The 17,236-nt window shown below is 58.2% G+C and carries 16 protein-coding genes and 2 pseudogenes; 9 read left to right on the top strand and 9 right to left on the bottom strand.

Annotation, left to right across the window (positions count from 1 at the left end; genetic code table 11):
* Positions 1 to 45: 45 nt before the first annotated feature.
* From ACQUTI_RS00970 to dcp, 4 genes are all read right to left on the bottom strand, one after another.
* Positions 46 to 582 (bottom strand): GNAT family N-acetyltransferase, encoded by a 537-nt coding sequence (locus ACQUTI_RS00970; protein ID WP_004206018.1) that lies wholly within the window; start codon positions 580 to 582, stop codon positions 46 to 48.
* A 110-nt stretch (positions 583 to 692) separates the two neighbouring features.
* Complete coding sequence (locus ACQUTI_RS00965; protein ID WP_017900336.1) at positions 693 to 1,382, bottom strand: VIT1/CCC1 transporter family protein; 690 nt, start codon at positions 1,380 to 1,382, stop codon at positions 693 to 695.
* Positions 1,383 to 1,433: 51 nt separating this feature from the next.
* On the bottom strand, positions 1,434 to 2,015 hold the full coding sequence (locus tag ACQUTI_RS00960) for a cytochrome b/b6 domain-containing protein (protein ID WP_004206021.1): 582 nt from the start codon (positions 2,013 to 2,015) through the stop codon (positions 1,434 to 1,436).
* A 303-nt stretch (positions 2,016 to 2,318) separates the two neighbouring features.
* The gene (dcp, locus tag ACQUTI_RS00955) at positions 2,319 to 4,364 is read right to left on the bottom strand and encodes a peptidyl-dipeptidase Dcp (protein WP_074384458.1); all 2,046 of its coding nucleotides are present in this window, start codon (positions 4,362 to 4,364) and stop codon (positions 2,319 to 2,321) included.
* Between the two features lie 130 nt (positions 4,365 to 4,494).
* On the opposite strand from dcp, the gene ydfG reads away from it, so the two are divergent.
* Positions 4,495 to 5,244: a bifunctional NADP-dependent 3-hydroxy acid dehydrogenase/3-hydroxypropionate dehydrogenase YdfG gene (ydfG, locus tag ACQUTI_RS00950; RefSeq protein WP_004206024.1), complete on the top strand. Its 750-nt coding sequence runs from the start codon at positions 4,495 to 4,497 to the stop codon at positions 5,242 to 5,244.
* A 91-nt stretch (positions 5,245 to 5,335) separates the two neighbouring features.
* A complete protein-coding gene (locus ACQUTI_RS00945) occupies positions 5,336 to 6,022 on the top strand; it encodes a GntR family transcriptional regulator (RefSeq protein WP_004206025.1) in 687 nt (228 codons plus the stop codon).
* Positions 6,023 to 6,073: 51 nt separating this feature from the next.
* Here the strand turns inward: ACQUTI_RS00945 and ACQUTI_RS00940 are convergent, their stop codons facing one another.
* From ACQUTI_RS00940 to ACQUTI_RS00925, 4 genes and pseudogenes are all read right to left on the bottom strand, one after another.
* Positions 6,074 to 6,505 carry a universal stress protein gene (locus ACQUTI_RS00940; protein ID WP_004206026.1) on the bottom strand — a complete coding sequence of 144 codons (432 nt, stop codon included), beginning with the start codon at positions 6,503 to 6,505 and terminating at the stop codon, positions 6,074 to 6,076.
* A 267-nt stretch (positions 6,506 to 6,772) separates the two neighbouring features.
* Positions 6,773 to 8,235 (bottom strand): annotated as a pseudogene (locus tag ACQUTI_RS00935) (mannitol dehydrogenase family protein).
* A 270-nt stretch (positions 8,236 to 8,505) separates the two neighbouring features.
* Positions 8,506 to 9,789: an MFS transporter gene (locus ACQUTI_RS00930; RefSeq protein ID WP_428923174.1), complete on the bottom strand. Its 1,284-nt coding sequence runs from the start codon at positions 9,787 to 9,789 to the stop codon at positions 8,506 to 8,508.
* A gap of 114 nt (positions 9,790 to 9,903) precedes the next feature.
* Positions 9,904 to 10,266 (bottom strand): YnfA family protein, encoded by a 363-nt coding sequence (locus tag ACQUTI_RS00925; RefSeq protein WP_072140454.1) that lies wholly within the window; start codon positions 10,264 to 10,266, stop codon positions 9,904 to 9,906.
* Positions 10,267 to 10,374: 108 nt separating this feature from the next.
* Between ACQUTI_RS00925 and ACQUTI_RS00920 the strand changes: the two genes are divergently transcribed.
* Positions 10,375 to 10,716, top strand: a complete 342-nt coding sequence (locus ACQUTI_RS00920) for a DUF1283 family protein (protein WP_428923173.1) — start codon at positions 10,375 to 10,377, stop codon at positions 10,714 to 10,716.
* Between the two features lie 66 nt (positions 10,717 to 10,782).
* Positions 10,783 to 11,343, top strand: coding sequence for a spermidine N1-acetyltransferase (speG, locus tag ACQUTI_RS00915; protein WP_004206037.1), 561 nt, complete (start codon positions 10,783 to 10,785; stop codon positions 11,341 to 11,343).
* Here speG and ACQUTI_RS00910 read toward each other — a convergent pair.
* Positions 11,337 to 12,047: a YnfC family lipoprotein gene (locus ACQUTI_RS00910; protein WP_017900332.1), complete on the bottom strand. Its 711-nt coding sequence runs from the start codon at positions 12,045 to 12,047 to the stop codon at positions 11,337 to 11,339. The genes speG and ACQUTI_RS00910 overlap by 7 nt on opposite strands.
* 101 nt (positions 12,048 to 12,148) lie before the next feature.
* On the opposite strand from ACQUTI_RS00910, the gene ACQUTI_RS00905 reads away from it, so the two are divergent.
* The 5 genes and pseudogenes from ACQUTI_RS00905 (at position 12,149) to dmsD (ending at position 17,140) form a co-directional block, all read left to right on the top strand.
* Positions 12,149 to 12,418 (top strand): DUF1161 domain-containing protein, encoded by a 270-nt coding sequence (locus ACQUTI_RS00905; RefSeq protein ID WP_023318174.1) that lies wholly within the window; start codon positions 12,149 to 12,151, stop codon positions 12,416 to 12,418.
* A gap of 150 nt (positions 12,419 to 12,568) precedes the next feature.
* Positions 12,569 to 15,003, top strand: a pseudogene (gene ynfE / locus ACQUTI_RS00900) (selenate/tellurate reductase subunit YnfE).
* Between the two features lie 10 nt (positions 15,004 to 15,013).
* Positions 15,014 to 15,631, top strand: a complete 618-nt coding sequence (locus ACQUTI_RS00895; RefSeq protein ID WP_064187263.1) for a DMSO/selenate family reductase complex B subunit — start codon at positions 15,014 to 15,016, stop codon at positions 15,629 to 15,631.
* Position 15,632: 1 nt separating this feature from the next.
* Positions 15,633 to 16,490 carry a DmsC/YnfH family molybdoenzyme membrane anchor subunit gene (locus ACQUTI_RS00890; protein ID WP_114506402.1) on the top strand — a complete coding sequence of 286 codons (858 nt, stop codon included), beginning with the start codon at positions 15,633 to 15,635 and terminating at the stop codon, positions 16,488 to 16,490.
* Positions 16,491 to 16,531: 41 nt separating this feature from the next.
* The gene (dmsD, locus tag ACQUTI_RS00885; protein WP_049003714.1) at positions 16,532 to 17,140 is read left to right on the top strand and encodes a Tat proofreading chaperone DmsD; all 609 of its coding nucleotides are present in this window, start codon (positions 16,532 to 16,534) and stop codon (positions 17,138 to 17,140) included.
* The last annotated feature ends 96 nt before the right edge of the window (positions 17,141 to 17,236 follow it).

The raw sequence follows: 17,236 nt of genomic DNA, 5'->3' as shown, positions 1-17,236 counted from the left end.
CGCCGGCTGCGGTGCGATCCAGCCTTGCGAATAAGCGCCCGCGGGTTACCCCGACTGGCTTAACCACTCGCTTAAGGTCAACGAATAGAGCAGACTCGGCGGCGCATCTTTTACATCAGCAATATCGTTAATGTACCTCATCCCGGCTTTCTCGAGAACTTTCTGCGAAGCCAGATGGTTAGCCCGGACAACCGCTGACATCTCCGCAAGTTTAAGCGCCTCGAAGCCATATCTTATCGCGCCAATCGCAAACTCGGTGGCCAGTCCTTTTCCCCATGCCTCAGTGGAAAACCGATATCCGAGATTGTTAATGGTGACATCGTTATAACTGCGTAGACTTACGCCGCCAAAGCCAATGATTTTTTCCGGGGTATCACGCGCCGATATGGCCCAGTTGCCAAATCCGCGATCGTGCCAGTGGGCAAGCCAGCGCTGGAGAACCGTACTGGCATAGTCAATATCCGGATAGGGCCCTGCGGGGTTAAAGGTATTTGTCGCCGGATCGCCATAAATTCGGTATAGATCGACAACATCTTCAGCCATGACAGGGCGAAGACGCAGGCGATGAGTCTCAATATGCAAACGTATCTCCTTGACGAATGAGGTGGGCAGTGCTCCTCCCTGCCGATCAAAACCCTACGATGAGCTCAACCAGTGATGAGGAGCGGTCGAGGAACAGACCCTCGACAATTCTACAATAGTATCTGCCCGGCGATACGCCCAATCCCCATCGAAAAAAGCATGGCCAGCGAGCTCCAGAACGTAATTCTGATGATCGCCCTGACAGGCGGTGCGTTACTCACAACGGAAGAGAGATAGCCCAGCGCAGCCAGTGAAAAAAGTGTAGAAAAGAAGATAGAGATGGATATCAATTTTGCTGGCGATAACAAGGCAACGATCAAAGGCAACCCCGCCCCGGCGGAAAAACTCACTGCCGAAAAGAGAGCCGCCTGCAAAGGTCGCGCAGAAAGGACATCCGTTAACCCCAGTTCTTCGCGGGCATGAGCCTCCAGGGCGTCTTTAGCCATAAGCTGCTCTGCTACCTGCCGGGCAAGCGCTGGCTCCACACCACGTTGGATATAAAGTGATGTCAACTCCCGCACCTCTCCCTGATAATCTGCGTCAAGCTCGCTTTTTTCCTGGGCAAGCGCCGCGGCTTCGGTATCCGCCTGGGATGATACCGAAACATATTCTCCTGCTGCCATAGACATGGCGCCAGCAACCAGCCCGGCGACCCCCGCCAGTAGTACACCCGAAGAGCCGCTGTTTGCAGAGGCGACGCCGAGCACCAGGCTTGCGGTTGAGACAATCCCGTCATTTGCTCCCAGAACCGCAGCCCTTAGCCAGCCGACGGTTTCGATGCTGTGTCGTTCAAGATGCATGTCGTTTCCCTTTAAATACGCATCCTCATCGGAATTAGAAAGTGCAGAACATTAATCAATAATTGCTTGTTTCCTTTGACGGCGAAAGGAGAGAAAGATATGCAGCACTCCCATCGCACCATGTGCCCAGAAATAGGTTTCAATGAACACCGTCAGAAACTTATGCCAATGAAGGACTGTTTCCGCCAGCGACGGTGACGCCCATGACGCGGTGTCCAGTACAAACCAGAGTCCACCACAGAGTGCGACCGCTAACAGTGCCAGTACGCCAAGCCCCTGAATCATTGCCGCTATGCCCCCGGCATGGGCTTCAGGAAGACGAAATGTCATCAGCTGTTTACTGTCTTCAACCACACCACGAAAATCAAACGTCGACCAGGCAAAATAGTATCGAAACCCGCGCGTATTAAGCATCCAAACCAGCATCACCGCACCAAGCGCAATCAGCGCTAATCCCGAGACAATATGAAACCATGTGACGACCCCGGTAATATTCAGGTCGCGAAGCGCCTCACTTTCAGTGAAATTAGAGCTAATAATCTGCAGCAGAATCAGGGTGGCGACAATAATATGCAGCATGCGGAAAAAAGGGGTGTCTTTATGCGGTAGTGCATTACGTAACTGTTCGTTCATGATTTGGCCATTTTATGAGAGGATTGGCGAGGTCAGTATCCTGCCTGTTTGTTAATTAAACCTTAACACCCGTGTTTGCAGGGAAATAAGTGGCGCCTGATGTCCTCTTTTTCTGTGTTTGGAAAACGGACAAAGTCGCTGTCACCTGTGCCGCCCCGTTACTGCGACGGAAATATCGCCGGTATCGTTTTTTCTCAGAATTTGAGGGGGGACTGGGGAGAACAGTGTGGAGACATTTGAGGAACAAAAAGGGGTCAATAAACCGGGCATCGCGCCCGGTTATCGTGTCAGCCCGAAATGACCCTACGCACTCAGCCCACGGTTTTCCAGCATCGGCTCAATCTGTGGATCGTGTCCGCGCCACTGGCGATAAAGTTCAGCTAAATCAGTGCTATTGCCGCGCGACAGAATCGCTTCCCGGAAGCGCTGACCGTTCTCACGGGTCAAACCGCCCTGCTCCACGAACCACTGATAGCCGTCATCGGCCAGCATCTGGGTCCACAGATAGGCGTAATAGCCTGCCGCATAGCCCCCGCCGAAGATATGGGAGAAGTAGCTGCTGCGATAGCGCGGGGGAACGGCCGCCAGATCCAGTTGCTCATCCCGAAGTATTTTCTGTTCAAACGCATCCACCTCTTCCGGTAACGAAGTGGTCGACAGCGTGTGCCAGCGCATATCGAGCAGCGCGGCGGCTAGCAGCTCGCTCATGTCATATCCTTTATTGAAAGTTGCCGCACGCAACATATTGTCGCGCAGCGCCTCCGGCATCGGCTCTCCGGAGCGATAATGCTTCGCATAATGGGCAAATACCTGCGGATGGCTGGCCCAGTGTTCGAAGATTTGCGACGGGAACTCGACAAAATCCCGCGGGGTATTGGTGCCGGAGAGGCTGGCATAACGCTGGTTGGCGAACAGCCCGTGCAGGGCGTGGCCAAACTCATGGAACAGGGTGATCACCTCATCCCATGACAACAGCGCGCTCTGCTCGCACTGCGGCCGGGTGTAGTTGCAGACGTTATAGATAACCGGGCGCTGCTCCCGCAGGGTCGACTGTTCGACAAACACGTCCATCCAGGCGCCGCCGCTCTTTGAATCGCGCGCGAAATAATCACCATAAAACAGCGCCATCCCTTCGCCATTGTGGTCGAAGATCTCCCAGACCCGCACATCCGGGTGGTACACCGGGATGTCAAAGCGCTCCACGAAGCGGAGCCCAAAGAGCTGCGATGCCGTCCAGAAGACGCCGTCCTGCAGCACGCGCTCGAGGGCAAAATAGGGTTTAAGCTGCGCGTCATCAATGGCATAGGCAGCCCGCCGCACCTGCTCGCTGTAGTAAAGCCAGTCCCATGCCTGCGCGTGAAACGCCCCGCCTTCGTTGTCGATCACCTGCTGGATGTCCGCCAGCTCACGTTCCGCCCTCGCCCGCGCCGCCGGCGCGATCTGACGCATAAAGCCCAATGCCTCCGCCGGGGAAGCCGCCATTTGATCGGTCAGCGCCCAGCTGGCGTAATCTGCCGCCCCCAGCAGTTCCGCCTGCTGCGCGCGGATCGCCGCCAGCCGCAGCACCAGACGACGGGTATCATGCTCATCGCCCTGCTGATTGCGCGTCCAGCCGGCGGCGAAAAGATTTTCCCGCGTTTGCCGGTCGCGCAGCGCAAGCAGCTGCGGCTGCTGGGTGGTGTTGGTCAGCGTCAGCAGCCAGCGATCGCTGAGCCCTTTTTCGCGCGCCGCCTCGGCAGCCGCCGCTATCTCCTCATCGTTCAGGCCATCCAGTTGATGCCGGTCATCGACCACCAGGCCGCCGCTTTTCGCCGCCCCCAGCAGCCGCTGCTGGAACTGACTTTGCAAAGTGGCCGCTTCAGTGTTCAGCGCGCGCAGCACCGCCTTCTGCGCCGGGTCCAGCGTTGCCCCGGCGTGAACAAAACGTTGCCATGTCAGGGTCAGGAGACGCAGGGATTCGCCGTCAAGCGCGAGCGTCTCGCGCTGTTCGTAGACGCTGTTCACCCGCTGGAATAAGGCCTCGTTGAGCCAGATGTCATTCCCCAGCCCGGCGAGCTCGGCGGAAAATTGTTCATCCAGTGATTGAAGATAAGGGTTGGTATGGGCGCCGGCCATGGCGAAAAAGACCCGCGTCACCCGCGCCAGCAGCTGTCCGCTCTGCTCCAGCGCCTCGAGCGTGTTGGCGAAACTGGCCGGCTGCGGATTGTCGATAATGGCGCGGATCTCCTCGCGCTGCTGCCGAACGCCCTCATCAAACGCCGGCCGATAGTGACTGTCTTCGATCAGGTCAAACCGCGGCGCCTGGTAAGGCAACAGACTGACGCTAAAAAAGGGGTTTTGTTCGGACATCTTTCTCTCCTGCACAGGCTAATCCTGTAAGATTAGGCTTCTCCTTAAGGGGTCGCAATGATTTCCGTTACCGGTCGCCGCCTGTGCGTGCTATGGTATGAAAACACAAAAAGCGTTGAGGAACAGTAAGATGATTATCATGGTCACCGGCGCCACTGCCGGTTTTGGTGAAAGTATTACTCGCCGTTTTGTCGCTAACGGTCATAAAGTGATTGCCACCGGACGTCGCGAAGAGCGCCTGAAGACGCTGAAAGACGAGCTGGGCGATAATCTTTATATCGCGCAACTGGACGTCCGCAACCGCGCCGCTATTGAGACGCTGATTGCCGACCTGCCCGCCGAGTGGCAGGCTATCGATGTGCTGGTGAACAACGCGGGTCTGGCGCTCGGCCTGGAGCCGGCGCACCGCGCCAGCGTGGAAGACTGGGAAGATATGATCGACACCAATAATAAAGGGCTGGTGTACATGACCCGCGCCGTCCTGCCGGGCATGGTGGCGCGCAATCGCGGCCATATCATCAACATCGGCTCCACGGCGGGCAGCTGGCCTTATGCCGGCGGTAACGTCTATGGGGCGACCAAAGCCTTTGTGCGCCAGTTCAGCCTCAATCTTCGCACTGACCTGCACGGCACCGCGGTGCGCGTCACCGACATCGAGCCGGGCCTGGTGGGCGGCACCGAGTTCTCTAACGTCCGCTTTAAAGGCGATGACGCCAAAGCCGGTAAAACCTACGAGAACACCGAAGCCCTGACGCCGGAAGATGTGACCGAGGCGGTCTGGTGGGTGGCCACCCTACCGAAACACGTCAACATCAACACCCTGGAGATGATGCCGGTGAGCCAGAGCTTTGCCGGGCTCAGCGTTCACCGCCAGGGCTAACCGTCAGCCACCCGGCCTGATGGCCGGGTATGGGCGGAACCGCAAAAAACGCGTAAAATAGTGCGCATAACCCCATAAAAAGTAACCATCAATGGCCGCAGAATCGCAACTGAATCCGACGCAACCCGTTAATCAGCAAATTTATCGCATCCTCCGCCGGGATATCGTTCACTGCCTCATCCCGCCTGGCACGCCGCTGTCGGAGAAAGAAGTCTCCGTGCGTTTTGCGGTATCTCGTCAGCCGGTGCGCGAGGCCTTTATTAAGCTGGCGGAGAATGGACTTATCCAGATCCGTCCCCAGCGCGGCAGCTACGTCAACAAAATCTCCCTGTCTCAGGTGCGCAATGGTTGCTTTGTCCGCCAGGCGATTGAGTGCGCGGTGGTCCGCCGTGCCGCTGGCATGATTAACGATGAGCAAGTCTATCAACTGGAGCAGAATCTCCATCAGCAGCGTATTGCCGTCGACCGCCAGCAGTTAAACGATTTTTTCCTGCTTGATGATGAATTTCACCAGAAGCTTTCGGTTATCGCCGATTGTCAGCTGGCCTGGGATACGGTGGAAAACATCAAAGCCGCCATTGACCGCGTGCGCTACATGAGCCTTGACCATGTCTCCTCCCCGGAGATGCTTCTGCGCCAGCATCACGAAATTTTTACCGCGCTGGAAAAACGCGACGCTGAGGCAGTCGAGAAAGCCATGAGTATTCATTTGCATGAAATCAGCGAATCTGTGCTGCTGATCCGCCAGGAGAATCGCGACTGGTTTAGCGAAGAGTAAGGACCAGACGGCTGCGAAATAAGGCTGACGCAGCCGTCGTGACGGAGGGGATTATCTGACCACCAGCACCGGCGTTTTGGCGTAGCGCAAAATGGACTCGGCGTTGGAGCCCAGCAGATGGGTGGAGATCCCCGGTTTGCGGGAGCCAATCACTATCACATCGAACGCTTCGTTGTTACTGATAGCCAGAATTTCATCGCGCACGTTACCAAACACGACCCGGGTATGGATCCGTGACATTGGCAGGTCGAACAGTCGCGCCACCTCGCGCATCTTTTTCTCTGACTCTTCCTGCATATAGGCTTCGAATTTACGAATATCCGCCGTAAATCCGCGTAATAACGAACGGCTGCTGTTCGGCAGGACGTTGAGCAAGGTGATCTCGCCATTTTCCGCCGATGCGAGAAATTCCGCGTGACGCACTGCCTTATCGCTTAAATCCATTTCAAAAACATCAACAGGCAATAAAATCTTTTTATACATGGCCCGCACTCCTTTTCCAGAGAAAATGATTTTTCAATAACTTAACTATGCCATTTTTGCGGTGAATGACCAGCCATTATTCGGAAAAATAACAGCTAATTATCTTTAGTAAATCAGGGAAATATAGAGTTATGTAAGGACATTGCGTTCGATCATATTTTTAGCCTGCTAAAAGCGATCAACAGCAAAAAAGATTTATCAGCGGAACCGTGCAGAAACAGCAGAAGAGCCGGTGTCGACCCCATGACCGACACCGGGAACAAATGATTATTGCGCCTCAGCCCATGCGGCAACGGTGGCTTTCGCCCCCTGACGCTGTAGCGCTACATAGGCGCGGGTCACCGCCGAGACGAACCGCGCTTCCTGCGGCAGCTCCCGGCCAAAGATGGCCTCAATGCCCAACAGCGCTTTGACGCGCGCTTCGCCATCGGCGCTGGCGGCTACCGCCTGCTGGATCACCGGCAGCAGCGGATCGCAAATTTCGATTGCCTGGCCGGCGTCGTCAACACCGCCGACATAGCGCATCCACCCCGCCACGCCCAGCGCCAGCAGCGTGAAGTCATGCTGGTGAGCCAGATGCCAGCGTACCGAGTCCAGCATGCGCTGCGGCAGCTTCTGGCTACCGTCCATTGCAATCTGCCAGGTACGGTGTTTGAGCGCCGGATTGCAGTAGCGGTCAATCAGCAGACTGGCATAGTGTGACAGATCCACCCCCTGCACTTTTAAGGTCGGGGCCTGCTCGTCCAGCATCAGCGCCAGCGCCGCGCGGCGGTAGTTGTCATCCTGCATACAGTCGTTGATATGCTGATAACCGGCCAGATAGCCGAGATAGGCGAGGAACGAATGGCTGCCGTTGAGCATCCTCAGCTTCATCTCTTCGAAAGGCACCACATGGCGACCAGCTCCGCCCCCGCTTTCTCCCACTGTGGACGTCCGGCGACAAAATTATCCTCAATCACCCACTGGCGGAACGGCTCACAGGCCACCCCAGCCGGGTCGCGCACGCCGGTCAGCTGTTCAATTTTATCGAGGGTTTCCGCGGTCACCGCCGGGACAATGCGGTCCACCATGGTCGACGGAAAGGTGACGTTCTGTTCTATCCATGCCGCGAGGTCCGCGTCCAGCGCCCGGGCGTAGGCGCAAACGACGTTGCGCATCACATGACCGTTTTCCGGCATGTTATCGCAGGACATCACGGTAAAGGCAGGCAGCCCTGCCGCCCGGCGGCGCGCTAAAGCCTCCACCACCACGCCCGCTGCCGATTTCGGCTGGCGCGGGTTAGCGAGATCGGCGGCGATCAGCGGGTGATCGAGCTGCAGCTCGCCGCTGGCGGGCGAATGGCAATAGCCTTTCTCGGTAATGGTGAGGGAGACAATGGCCACCTGTGGCTCACACATCGCCGAAAGCACGGCCTCGAGACCATCGACCTGGGCATGCAGCGCCTGCTTCACCACCCCGACCACGCGCGCGGTCCACGCGTCGGCGGACATTTCGGCCACGGTATACAGCAGATCCTGCTGCCGGAGATCGGCGATTTGCTGCTCGCCGCCAATCAGGTTGACTTCAGTGTAGCCCCAGTCACTGCCGTACTCGCTGGCCAGTATATCGGCGTATACCGCCTGATGGGCGCGGTGAAACGCGCCAAAACCCAGATGGACGATACGGGGGACCAGCGCGTGGCGATCGTAGCCGGGCAGGATGGCGTTAGCGGTTAAGAGGGTGTTTTCCATGGTAACTCTCGTTGTTATGTGGCTCATCAACCATTCTCTGGGAGAACTCTCGAGGAGAATGCCTTTGTGCCTCAACCATCTCACGCAATTGGTATAACATCTTTGATTTCTGTCAACTACCATACAAGAAGCTTTTTGCCGGGTTGTGCTCGCTGGCGATCGGTCACAAAATCTTTGAGATGACAGAAGAAAATCCGCCACGAAGCGGTAAGAGAAGACGGATCATGGCGCAGGCCACGCCTCCCTGCGGGCCTGTTGCATAACGACCGGTTAATCGATGCGGGTTTTGACGATAAAGAAGTAGCACAGCGCCCCGGCGAAGGTCACGCCGGCGGCGATCACCAGCGCCAGATTGAAAGAGTGGGTGGTATCCACAACCCAGCCGGTGACGATCGGCGCGAAGGAGGCAAACACAAAGCTGCCAAAGTTCTGGATCGCCGCCACCGACGCCACTTTATGTTCCGCCACCAGCACCTGTACCAATCCCCAGGCCGAGGTGCCAGCGAAATGGACGCAGAACAGCGCCATGGAGATAAACGCCACCGCCTGGGTCGGCGTGTTTGATTGCACCACCAACAGCGTGCCGAGCGCGGAAAGCACCAGTCCGGCGACAATCGCCGTTTTGCGGGTTTTCGCCAGATCGTAGCCTCTGCGCGCCAGCGCATCGACCACCAGCCCATTGACCCACATGCCCACCGCCGCAGCGAGAAACGGGATCGCCGCCACCCAGCCGGTTTTAGCAAGGCTCAATCCCTGCTGCGCCTGCAGATAACCCGGCAGCCACGCGATATACAGCCAGCCGGTATAGTTCACCCCGGAGAAGCCGAGGATCATCCCCCAGGTGGTACGTCGTTTAAACAGCGCCAGCCATTCGCTCAGTTTCAGCGCCGGTCGGGCCGCCTCCTCGCTGGCCAGATAGCGTTGCTCCTCCTCCTGCAGGGTGAATTGCCGCCGGTTACGGTATCCCACATACCAGCACAGGCCGACCAGGATACCGGCTAAACCAATCACCACAAACATTGTCCGCCAGCCCCAGGCCAGCTTCATGATGACCAGCGCCGGCGGGGCGATGGCCTGACCCAGCACCGTCGAGGAGTTAAATATCCCCACCGCTGTGCCGCGCTCTCGTTGCGCATACCAGTCGTTGATCGATTTCACGCCGGCGGGCATAAACGGCGCTTCGCCGATCCCGAGGCCAATGCGCAGCAGAATAAAATGCGAGAACGAATTGACTATCCCGGTCAGGGCCTGCATCGCAGACCAGAATATTAGCCCGGCGCCCAGCACAACCCGCGGTCCGAGGCGATCCAGCAAAATGCCCGAGGGCAGTTGCGCGAAGCCGTAGGAGAGCGAAAAAGCGGAGAGCAGCACCCCGAACTCGGTGGCGCTCAGACCCAAATCGGCGCGTATCGCCTCCCCGGCGACGCTCAGGGAAGAGCGGTCCAGAAAGTTAACGATACCGGCGATAAACAGCAGCGTCAGGGTGATCTTCTGCACCCGACGGATGCGCAGCGGCGTTGCCCCCGCCTGTGGGGCAAATGTCTCAATAGCCATCGTTGTTCCTTACAGAGTCATAACCCAATATGATGTCTGATAAGTAAGGCAACAGGTCGACTACCATACAAGAATTAGGGTTTAAAAAAGTGGCAGGGATCACATTAGACGGGCTTATGCCCGTCCCCAGCCCGCCACGATGATCAGCATCCCGCACAGCGCGATGGCCGCCCCCGCCCAGTCATAATGGGTTAATTTGACTCCGTCAACGACCCGCAGCCAGAGCAATGCGGTACAAACATACACGCCACCGTAGGCGGCATATACCCGCCCGCTGGCGGTTGGATGGAGCGTCAGGAGCCAGACGAACAGCCCCAGCGCCAGGCCGGCGGGGATCAGCAGCAGCGGCGTGGCCCCGCGTTTTAACCATAGCCACGGCAGATAGCAGCCGACGATTTCACACAGAGCGGTGGCAAAGAACAGCAGCGTGGTTTTGAGCATTAAAAGATTCGTAAAAGAGACAAAGCGTTGAACTATTCTACGCGATAATAGCCCTTTCCCTACGCTGTTTTGTCGGCTATGCCGGGCAAAACAGCTGTAGTAAACTTAACCTGAGGGTTAACCCATCACCTAAAGGAAATCGTGATGAACATGACACTGAACAAACGCTGGTGCCTGACCGCCATTCTGGCGTTAAGCGCCGTGCTCTATACCTCCAGCTCATTCGCAGCCACCGACCGGCTGGTGATTGAGTCAGGCGACAGCGCGCAAAGCCGTCAGCAGGCGTCGATGGAAAAAGAGCAATGGAACGACACCCGCAGCCTGCGCCAGAAGGTGAACAAACGGGCGGAAAAAGAGTGGGACAAAACCGATGTCGCCTTTGACGCGCAGGATAACTGCCAGAAGAGCGCCAACGTCAATGCCTACTGGGAACCAAACACCCTGCGCTGCCTTGACCGCCGTACCGGCCGGGCGATCAATCCCTGAGCACGCTGGCGCCTGCGGGCGCCGCCTTTCCGTCCCCTCTTTTCCGCTTTGACCACAGGAATTCCCATGACCGACGCGCTACACGTCAGACTCCGCCCCCTTGAGCGCGAAGATTTGCGCTTTGTTCACCAGCTCGACAACAACGCCAGCGTGATGCGCTACTGGTTTGAAGAGCCCTATGAAGCCTTCGTTGAGCTTTCCGATCTGTACGACAAGCATATTCACGACCAAAGCGAGCGTCGCTTTGTGATCGAATGCAATGGCGATAAAGCCGGACTGGTGGAGCTGGTTGAAATCAACCATGTGCACCGCCGGGCCGAGTTCCAGATCATCATCTCGCCCGACTTCCAGGGAAAAGGCCTCGCCACCCGCGCCGCGCGGCTGGCGATGGACTATGGCTTTACCGTGCTCAATCTGTATAAGCTGTATCTGATTGTCGATAAAGAGAATGAAAAAGCGATCCATATTTACCGCAAGCTCGGCTTTATGGTCGAGGGTGAACTGATCCATGAGTTTTTCATTAACGGCGAGTATCGCAACACCATCCGCATGTGTCTGTTCCAGCATCAGTATCTGGCGGAACACAAAACGCCGGGGCCGTCCCTGCTGAAGCCGACGGCTCAGTAATAATCAATGCGGTTTTTAATCGTGTAGTGGCGGGTCAGCGGCGGCTGGACGCTTTCATCGATCACCTGCAGCTCACAGCTCAGCGGATTGTCATGACGATCGTAGTCGCAGGTCTGGCGCACTGTGCCCAGCGTGCGGTCGTTGAAGGTGCTGATGGCGGTATAGTCCATTTTCTTGCGCGGATCCTTCGACGGCGTGGAGGCAACGGTAAATCGCTCCTCTTTGGCGGTGGTGGTTTTCCCCAGCGGATAGCCATCGCTGTCGTAGCGGTAGGTGGCGGTGGTCTCTTTGCCGCGGGCGCTGATAATAAAGCCGTTATCATCCGTTTCCCAGCTCACGCCGGTGGCGGGCATCTCCGCCAGCTGACATTTCCCCTGCAGACGCAGCCGCTTCTCATGGGTGCGGCCATCGACGTAATAGTTGGCGTCCAGCAGCAGCGTCGCGCCGGTGTTATTCTCCACATCCTCCAGCGTCAACAGATCGAAACATCCCTCTTTTGACAGCTGCGCGCTCACCTTTTTGACCACCACATCGTGTTCGTCCAGTAGGGTCTGGCTAAAATCTTTCACCGGTCCGCGCAGCGGATCGAACTCAAACTCATTGGAAAAACTCGCCATCTCCGGGGTGAAGGCTTCCGGGACGCTTTCGCGGTCGCACGCCGTCAGCAACAGCGCGGTCGGGATCAGCCAATACAGTCTTTTCACAGGTGATTCCTTTTGTGTACATCCAATCATATTAGCAAATACAATTGTTTACACCAGTTCTGCTATGCTTAAATCTGGATAACATCGATAAGGAGCGTAAGATGAAACTATCCCTCTGGACAGGCGCCGCGCTGCTGCTGTGCTCCACGACCGTACTGGCGGCGCCCGACTCTTGCGAGCGGGTCAAAAATGATATTCAACAGAAGATCATGAACAATGGCGTACCGGAAACGGCCTTCAGTCTGGCCATTGTGCCAAACGACCAGGCGGACCAGCCCGGCGCTCAGGTGGTCGGTCATTGCGCCAATGACACCTTCAAAATCACCTATACCCGTAACAGCGACAGTCCCGCCGAAAACGACGCTCAGTAAGCCCACTTCGCTTTCAAACGAAAGATCTTATCCCTGCATTGACCAGGGATAAGATCTGCCGGCTACCCATAACGTATTATCGCTCACCCCGGCGTCTGTTAATGACGCGGCGGCCCTTCTCCGCCCAGCATAACCATCATGGAGTGAGCAATGTCGAATCAGGAATCTTCCGGCGGCGTCACCCGACGCGCGTTACTTAAATCCACAGCCCTCGGTTCTCTGGCGCTGGCCGCCGGCGGGCTTCCCCTCCCCTTTACGCTGCGCAGCGCCGCGGCGGCAGTACAACAGGCTGCCGGCGACAACACCCGCATTGTCTGGGGCGCCTGTTCGGTCAACTGCGGCAGCCGCTGCGCCCTGCGGTTACACGTGCGTGATGATGAAGTGGTGTATGTCGAAACGGATAACACCGGCGACGACCGCTATGGCGATCACCAGGTCCGCGCCTGCCTGCGCGGGCGTTCGATTCGCCGGCGCATCAACCACCCGGATCGCCTTAACTATCCGATGAAGCGCGTGGGAAAACGCGGAGAAGGTAAATTTGAGCGTATCAGCTGGCAGGAAGCGCTGGATACCCTTGCTGACCGCCTGAAGCGCGTCGTCGCGGAATATGGCAACGAAGCCGTGTACATTAACTACTCATCAGGAATTGTCGGCGGGAACATCACTCGCTCCTCGCCTTCCGCTTCGCCGGTGGCGCGGCTGATGAACTGCTACGGCGGCTCGCTTAACCAGTACGGTACCTACAGCACCGCGCAGATCGCCTGCGCCATGCCCTACACCTACGGCAGTAACGACGGCAACAGCACCTCAGATATTGAAAACAGCAAGCTGGTGGTGATGTTCGGCAACAACCCGGCGGAAACCCGCATGAGCGGCGGCGGCATTACCTGGTATCTGGAACAGGCCCGCGAGCGCTCCAACGCGCGGATGATCGTTATCGATCCGCGCTACACCGATACCGCCGCCGGTCGCGAAGATGAGTGGATCCCCATTCGCCCCGGCACGGACGCCGCGCTGGTCGCCGGTATCGCCTGGGTGTTGATTAACGAGAATCTGGTGGATCAGCCGTTCCTTGATAAATACTGCGTCGGCTACGATGAGAAGACGCTGCCGGCCGGGGCGCCTGAGAATGGCCACTATAAAGCCTATATCCTCGGCGAGGGCGACGACGGCGTCGCCAAAACGCCGCAGTGGGCCTCGCGTATCACCGGCATCCCAGCCGATCGCATCATTAAACTGGCGCGCGACATCGGCATGATCAAACCGGCCTATATCTGCCAGGGCTGGGGGCCGCAGCGCCAGGCAAACGGCGAGCTCTCGGCCCGGGCGATCGCCATGCTGCCGATCTTAACCGGCAACGTCGGCATCAACGGCGGCAACAGCGGCGCCCGCGAATCGACCTACACCATCACCATCGAGCGTCTGCCGGTGCTGGAAAATCCGGTGAAAACCGCCATCTCCTGCTTCACCTGGACCGACGCTATCGCCCGTGGTCCGGAAATGACCGCCACCCGCGACGGTGTGCGTGGCAAAGAGAAGCTGGATGTGCCAATCAAATTCCTGTGGAACTACGCGGGCAACACCCTCATCAACCAGCACTCCGACATCAATAAGACCCACGATATTCTGCAGGACGAGAGCAAGTGCGAAACCATCGTGGTCATCGACAACTTTATGACCTCGTCGGCGAAATATGCCGACCTGCTGCTGCCCGACCTGATGACCGTTGAGCAAGAGGATATCATTCCCAACGATTACGCCGGCAATATGGGCTATCTGATTTTCATCCAGCCCGCCACCTCGGCGAAGTTTGAACGCAAACCGATTTACTGGATCTTAAGCGAAGTGGCGAAACGGCTCGGCGACGATGTCTACCAGCGTTTTACCGAGGGGCGCACGCAGGCGCAGTGGCTGCAGCATCTGTACGCCAAAATGGTGGCGAAAGATCCGGCGCTGCCGGCCTACGAGGAGCTGAAGCGAATGGGCATCTACAAACGCAAGGATCCGAACGGCCACTTCGTCGCCTATCGCGACTTCCGCCGCGATCCCGAAGCGCATCCGCTCAACACCCCGTCCGGCAAAATTGAGATCTACTCCAGCCGGCTCGCCGGATTGCCGCCCGCTGGCAGCTGGAGAAAGACGACGTCATCAGCCCGCTGCCGGTCTACGCCTCCACATTTGAAGGCTGGGACGATCCGCTGCGCAGTCAGTATCCGCTGCAGCTGTTTGGATTCCACTATAAGGCGCGCACCCATTCCAGCTACGGCAACGTGGATGTGCTGCAGGCCGCCTGCCGTCAGGAAGTGTGGATCAACCCGCTTGACGCGAAAAAACGCGGGATTAATAACGGCGATCTGGTGCGGGTGTTCAACCAGCGCGGCGAAGTCCGGCTGCCGGCGAAAGTGACGCCGCGCATCATGCCGGGCGTGTCGGCGATGGGCCAGGGCGCGTGGCACGACGCCAATATGGCCGGCGACCGGGTTGACCATGGCGCCTGCATGAATACCCTGACCACCCACCGCCCGTCGCCGCTGGCGAAAGGGAATCCGCAGCATACTAACCTGGTCGATATCGAGAAGGTTTAAGGAGTAAACCATGAGCACGCAATATGGATTCTTTATCGACTCCGCTCGCTGTACCGGGTGCAAAACCTGCGAGCTGGCCTGTAAGGACTATAAAAACCTGACCCCGGAAGTCAGTTTCCGTCGCATCTACGAGTACGCCGGCGGCGACTGGCAGGAGGACAACAGCGTCTGGCAGCAGAACGTTTTTGCCTATTACCTCTCCATCGCCTGTAACCACTGCGCCGATCCGGCCTGCACCAAAGTCTGCCCGAGCGGGGCGATGCACAAGCGCGAAGACGGTTTTGTGGTGGTGGATGAAGAGGTGTGCATCGGCTGCCGCTACTGTCATATGGCCTGCCCGTACGGCGCGCCGCAGTACAACGCCGACAAAGGCCATATGACCAAGTGCGACGGCTGTCATGAGCGCGTCGCCGAGGGGAAGAAGCCGGTCTGCGTCGAGTCCTGCCCGCTGCGGGCGCTCGATTTCGGGCCGATTGCTGAACTGCGTGCTAAGCACGGCCAACTGGCGGCGGTAGCCCCGCTGCCCTCGGCGCACTTCACTCAGCCGAGCATCGCGATCAACCCTAACCGCAACGCCCGGCCGTGTGGCGATACCACCGGTTATCTGGCAAACCCGAAGGAGGTGTGAGATGGGAAGCGGATGGCATGAATGGCCGCTGGTGCTGTTTACGGTACTAGGGCAATGCGTGGTGGGCGCGACATTCATCAGCGGTCTGGTCTGGCTCGAGTTGGCGGACCAGCGCGAAGCGCGGCAGCGTCTGGTGCGCAGCATGTTTTTTATCTGGCTGCTGATGGGGATCGGCTTTCTCGCTTCAGTTATGCATCTCGGTTCGCCACTGCGCGCGTTTAACTCGCTGAACCGCGTCGGCGCCTCGGCGCTGAGCAACGAAATCGCCAGCGGCGCCTTGTTTTTCGCTGTGGGCGGATTCTGGTGGCTGCTGGCCGTGCTGGAAAAAATGCCGGCAGCGCTGGGCAAAATCTGGCTGGTGATCGCCCTGCTGTTGGGGCTGCTGTTTGTCCTCGCGATGACCCGGGTTTATCAAATCGATACTGTACCGACATGGTACACTGGCTACACCACCAGCGCCTTCTTCCTGACGGTACTCCTTAGCGGGCCGCTGTTCGCCGCCCTGCTGTTGCAAATGGCGAAAGTCGACGTTAACGGCTGGTTTATTGCTGGGTTGAGCGTGGCCGCGCTGGTCATCAGCGCCGCGGTGATCGTCATGCAAAGCGCCGGGCTCAGTACTATTCACAGCTCCGTTCAGCAGGCGGCCAGCCTGTTGCCGAATTACGGCAGACTGCAGGCCTTACGCCTGATCCTGCTGGCGCTGGGACTCGGCTGCTGGCTGTGCCCGCTGATCCGTCGCCAGCCGCCGCGCGCGGCGGGGCTACTGGCTGGTCTGCTGCTGGTCTTGATTGCTGAATGTATTGGCCGCGGCCTGTTTTATGGGCTACATATGACCGTCGGTATGGCGGTTGCCGGTTAATGAGACGGCGCGCCGGCGCGCGCCGCAGAAAGGAATAATTGATGATGCCGTTCCCACACCGCGACGCCGTCGCGTTAAGCGCCCGTACCCTGGGCGCGTTGTTCTCTTATGCGCCGAATAACGCGCAAATCGCGCCGCTGGTCGCCGCCTTCCAGGACGGCAGCTGGCAGCAACAGTGGCCCTACCCGGTTGCCGCCCCGCTGGCATCGGGGTTTGCCGCGTCGGCTGAAGAGTCGTTGCCGGAAGCCTGGCAGCGCCTGTTTATCGGACCATGGGCCCTGCCGGCGCCGCCATGGGGATCCGTCTGGCTGGATAAAGAATCGGTGCTGTTCGGCGAATCCACGCTGGCACTGCGCGAATGGATGCGCGCGAACGGCATCGCACTGGACGCCGATCGCAACGAGCCGGAAGACCATTTCGGCACCCTGCTGCTGCTGGCGGCGTGGCTGTGCGAAACGGAGCAGGAGGCGTTGTTTGGCCAGCTGCTGGCCTGGCATCTGCTGCCGTGGTCCGGACGCTTCCTGAGCGTCTTTGTCGAACGCGCTGCCCACCCCTTCTACCAGGCGCTGGGTCAGCTGGCGCAGGCGACCCTGGCGCAGTGGCAGGAGAATCTGCCGATCGCCGTGGCGGAAAAGCCGCTCTATCGCTAATCCCTTTACCGCGCCGGTAGTCGGCGCGGTTTCCTTATTTGCACGCCTGACCGTGACCCGCACTTATCGCTTTTGCATATAAGGTTATTCCCTATC

Origin of the sequence: Klebsiella sp. 7-CIP_Kleb., assembly GCF_050378655.1 — a bacterium.
GTDB lineage: Bacteria > Pseudomonadota > Gammaproteobacteria > Enterobacterales > Enterobacteriaceae > Klebsiella > Klebsiella quasipneumoniae.
This window is presented reverse-complemented; position numbering and strand designations above follow the sequence as displayed.

Bases quoted from the DNA above. Each gene is read 5' to 3' on its own strand.
- ACQUTI_RS00965 (WP_017900336.1), bottom strand. From the start codon at position 1,382: ATGCATCTTGAACGACACAGCATCGAAACCGTCGGCTGGCTAAGGGCT.
- ACQUTI_RS00960 (WP_004206021.1), bottom strand. From the start codon at position 2,015: ATGAACGAACAGTTACGTAATGCACTACCGCATAAAGACACCCCTTTT.
- dcp (WP_074384458.1), bottom strand. From the start codon at position 4,364: ATGTCCGAACAAAACCCCTTTTTTAGCGTCAGTCTGTTGCCTTACCAG.
- ydfG (WP_004206024.1), top strand. From the start codon at position 4,495: ATGATTATCATGGTCACCGGCGCCACTGCCGGTTTTGGTGAAAGTATT.
- ACQUTI_RS00945 (WP_004206025.1), top strand. From the start codon at position 5,336: ATGGCCGCAGAATCGCAACTGAATCCGACGCAACCCGTTAATCAGCAA.
- ACQUTI_RS00940 (WP_004206026.1), bottom strand. From the start codon at position 6,505: ATGTATAAAAAGATTTTATTGCCTGTTGATGTTTTTGAAATGGATTTA.
- ACQUTI_RS00930 (WP_428923174.1), bottom strand. From the start codon at position 9,789: ATGGCTATTGAGACATTTGCCCCACAGGCGGGGGCAACGCCGCTGCGC.
- ACQUTI_RS00920 (WP_428923173.1), top strand. From the start codon at position 10,375: ATGAACATGACACTGAACAAACGCTGGTGCCTGACCGCCATTCTGGCG.
- speG (WP_004206037.1), top strand. From the start codon at position 10,783: ATGACCGACGCGCTACACGTCAGACTCCGCCCCCTTGAGCGCGAAGAT.
- ACQUTI_RS00905 (WP_023318174.1), top strand. From the start codon at position 12,149: ATGAAACTATCCCTCTGGACAGGCGCCGCGCTGCTGCTGTGCTCCACG.
- ACQUTI_RS00895 (WP_064187263.1), top strand. From the start codon at position 15,014: ATGAGCACGCAATATGGATTCTTTATCGACTCCGCTCGCTGTACCGGG.
- ACQUTI_RS00890 (WP_114506402.1), top strand. From the start codon at position 15,633: ATGGGAAGCGGATGGCATGAATGGCCGCTGGTGCTGTTTACGGTACTA.
- dmsD (WP_049003714.1), top strand. From the start codon at position 16,532: ATGATGCCGTTCCCACACCGCGACGCCGTCGCGTTAAGCGCCCGTACC.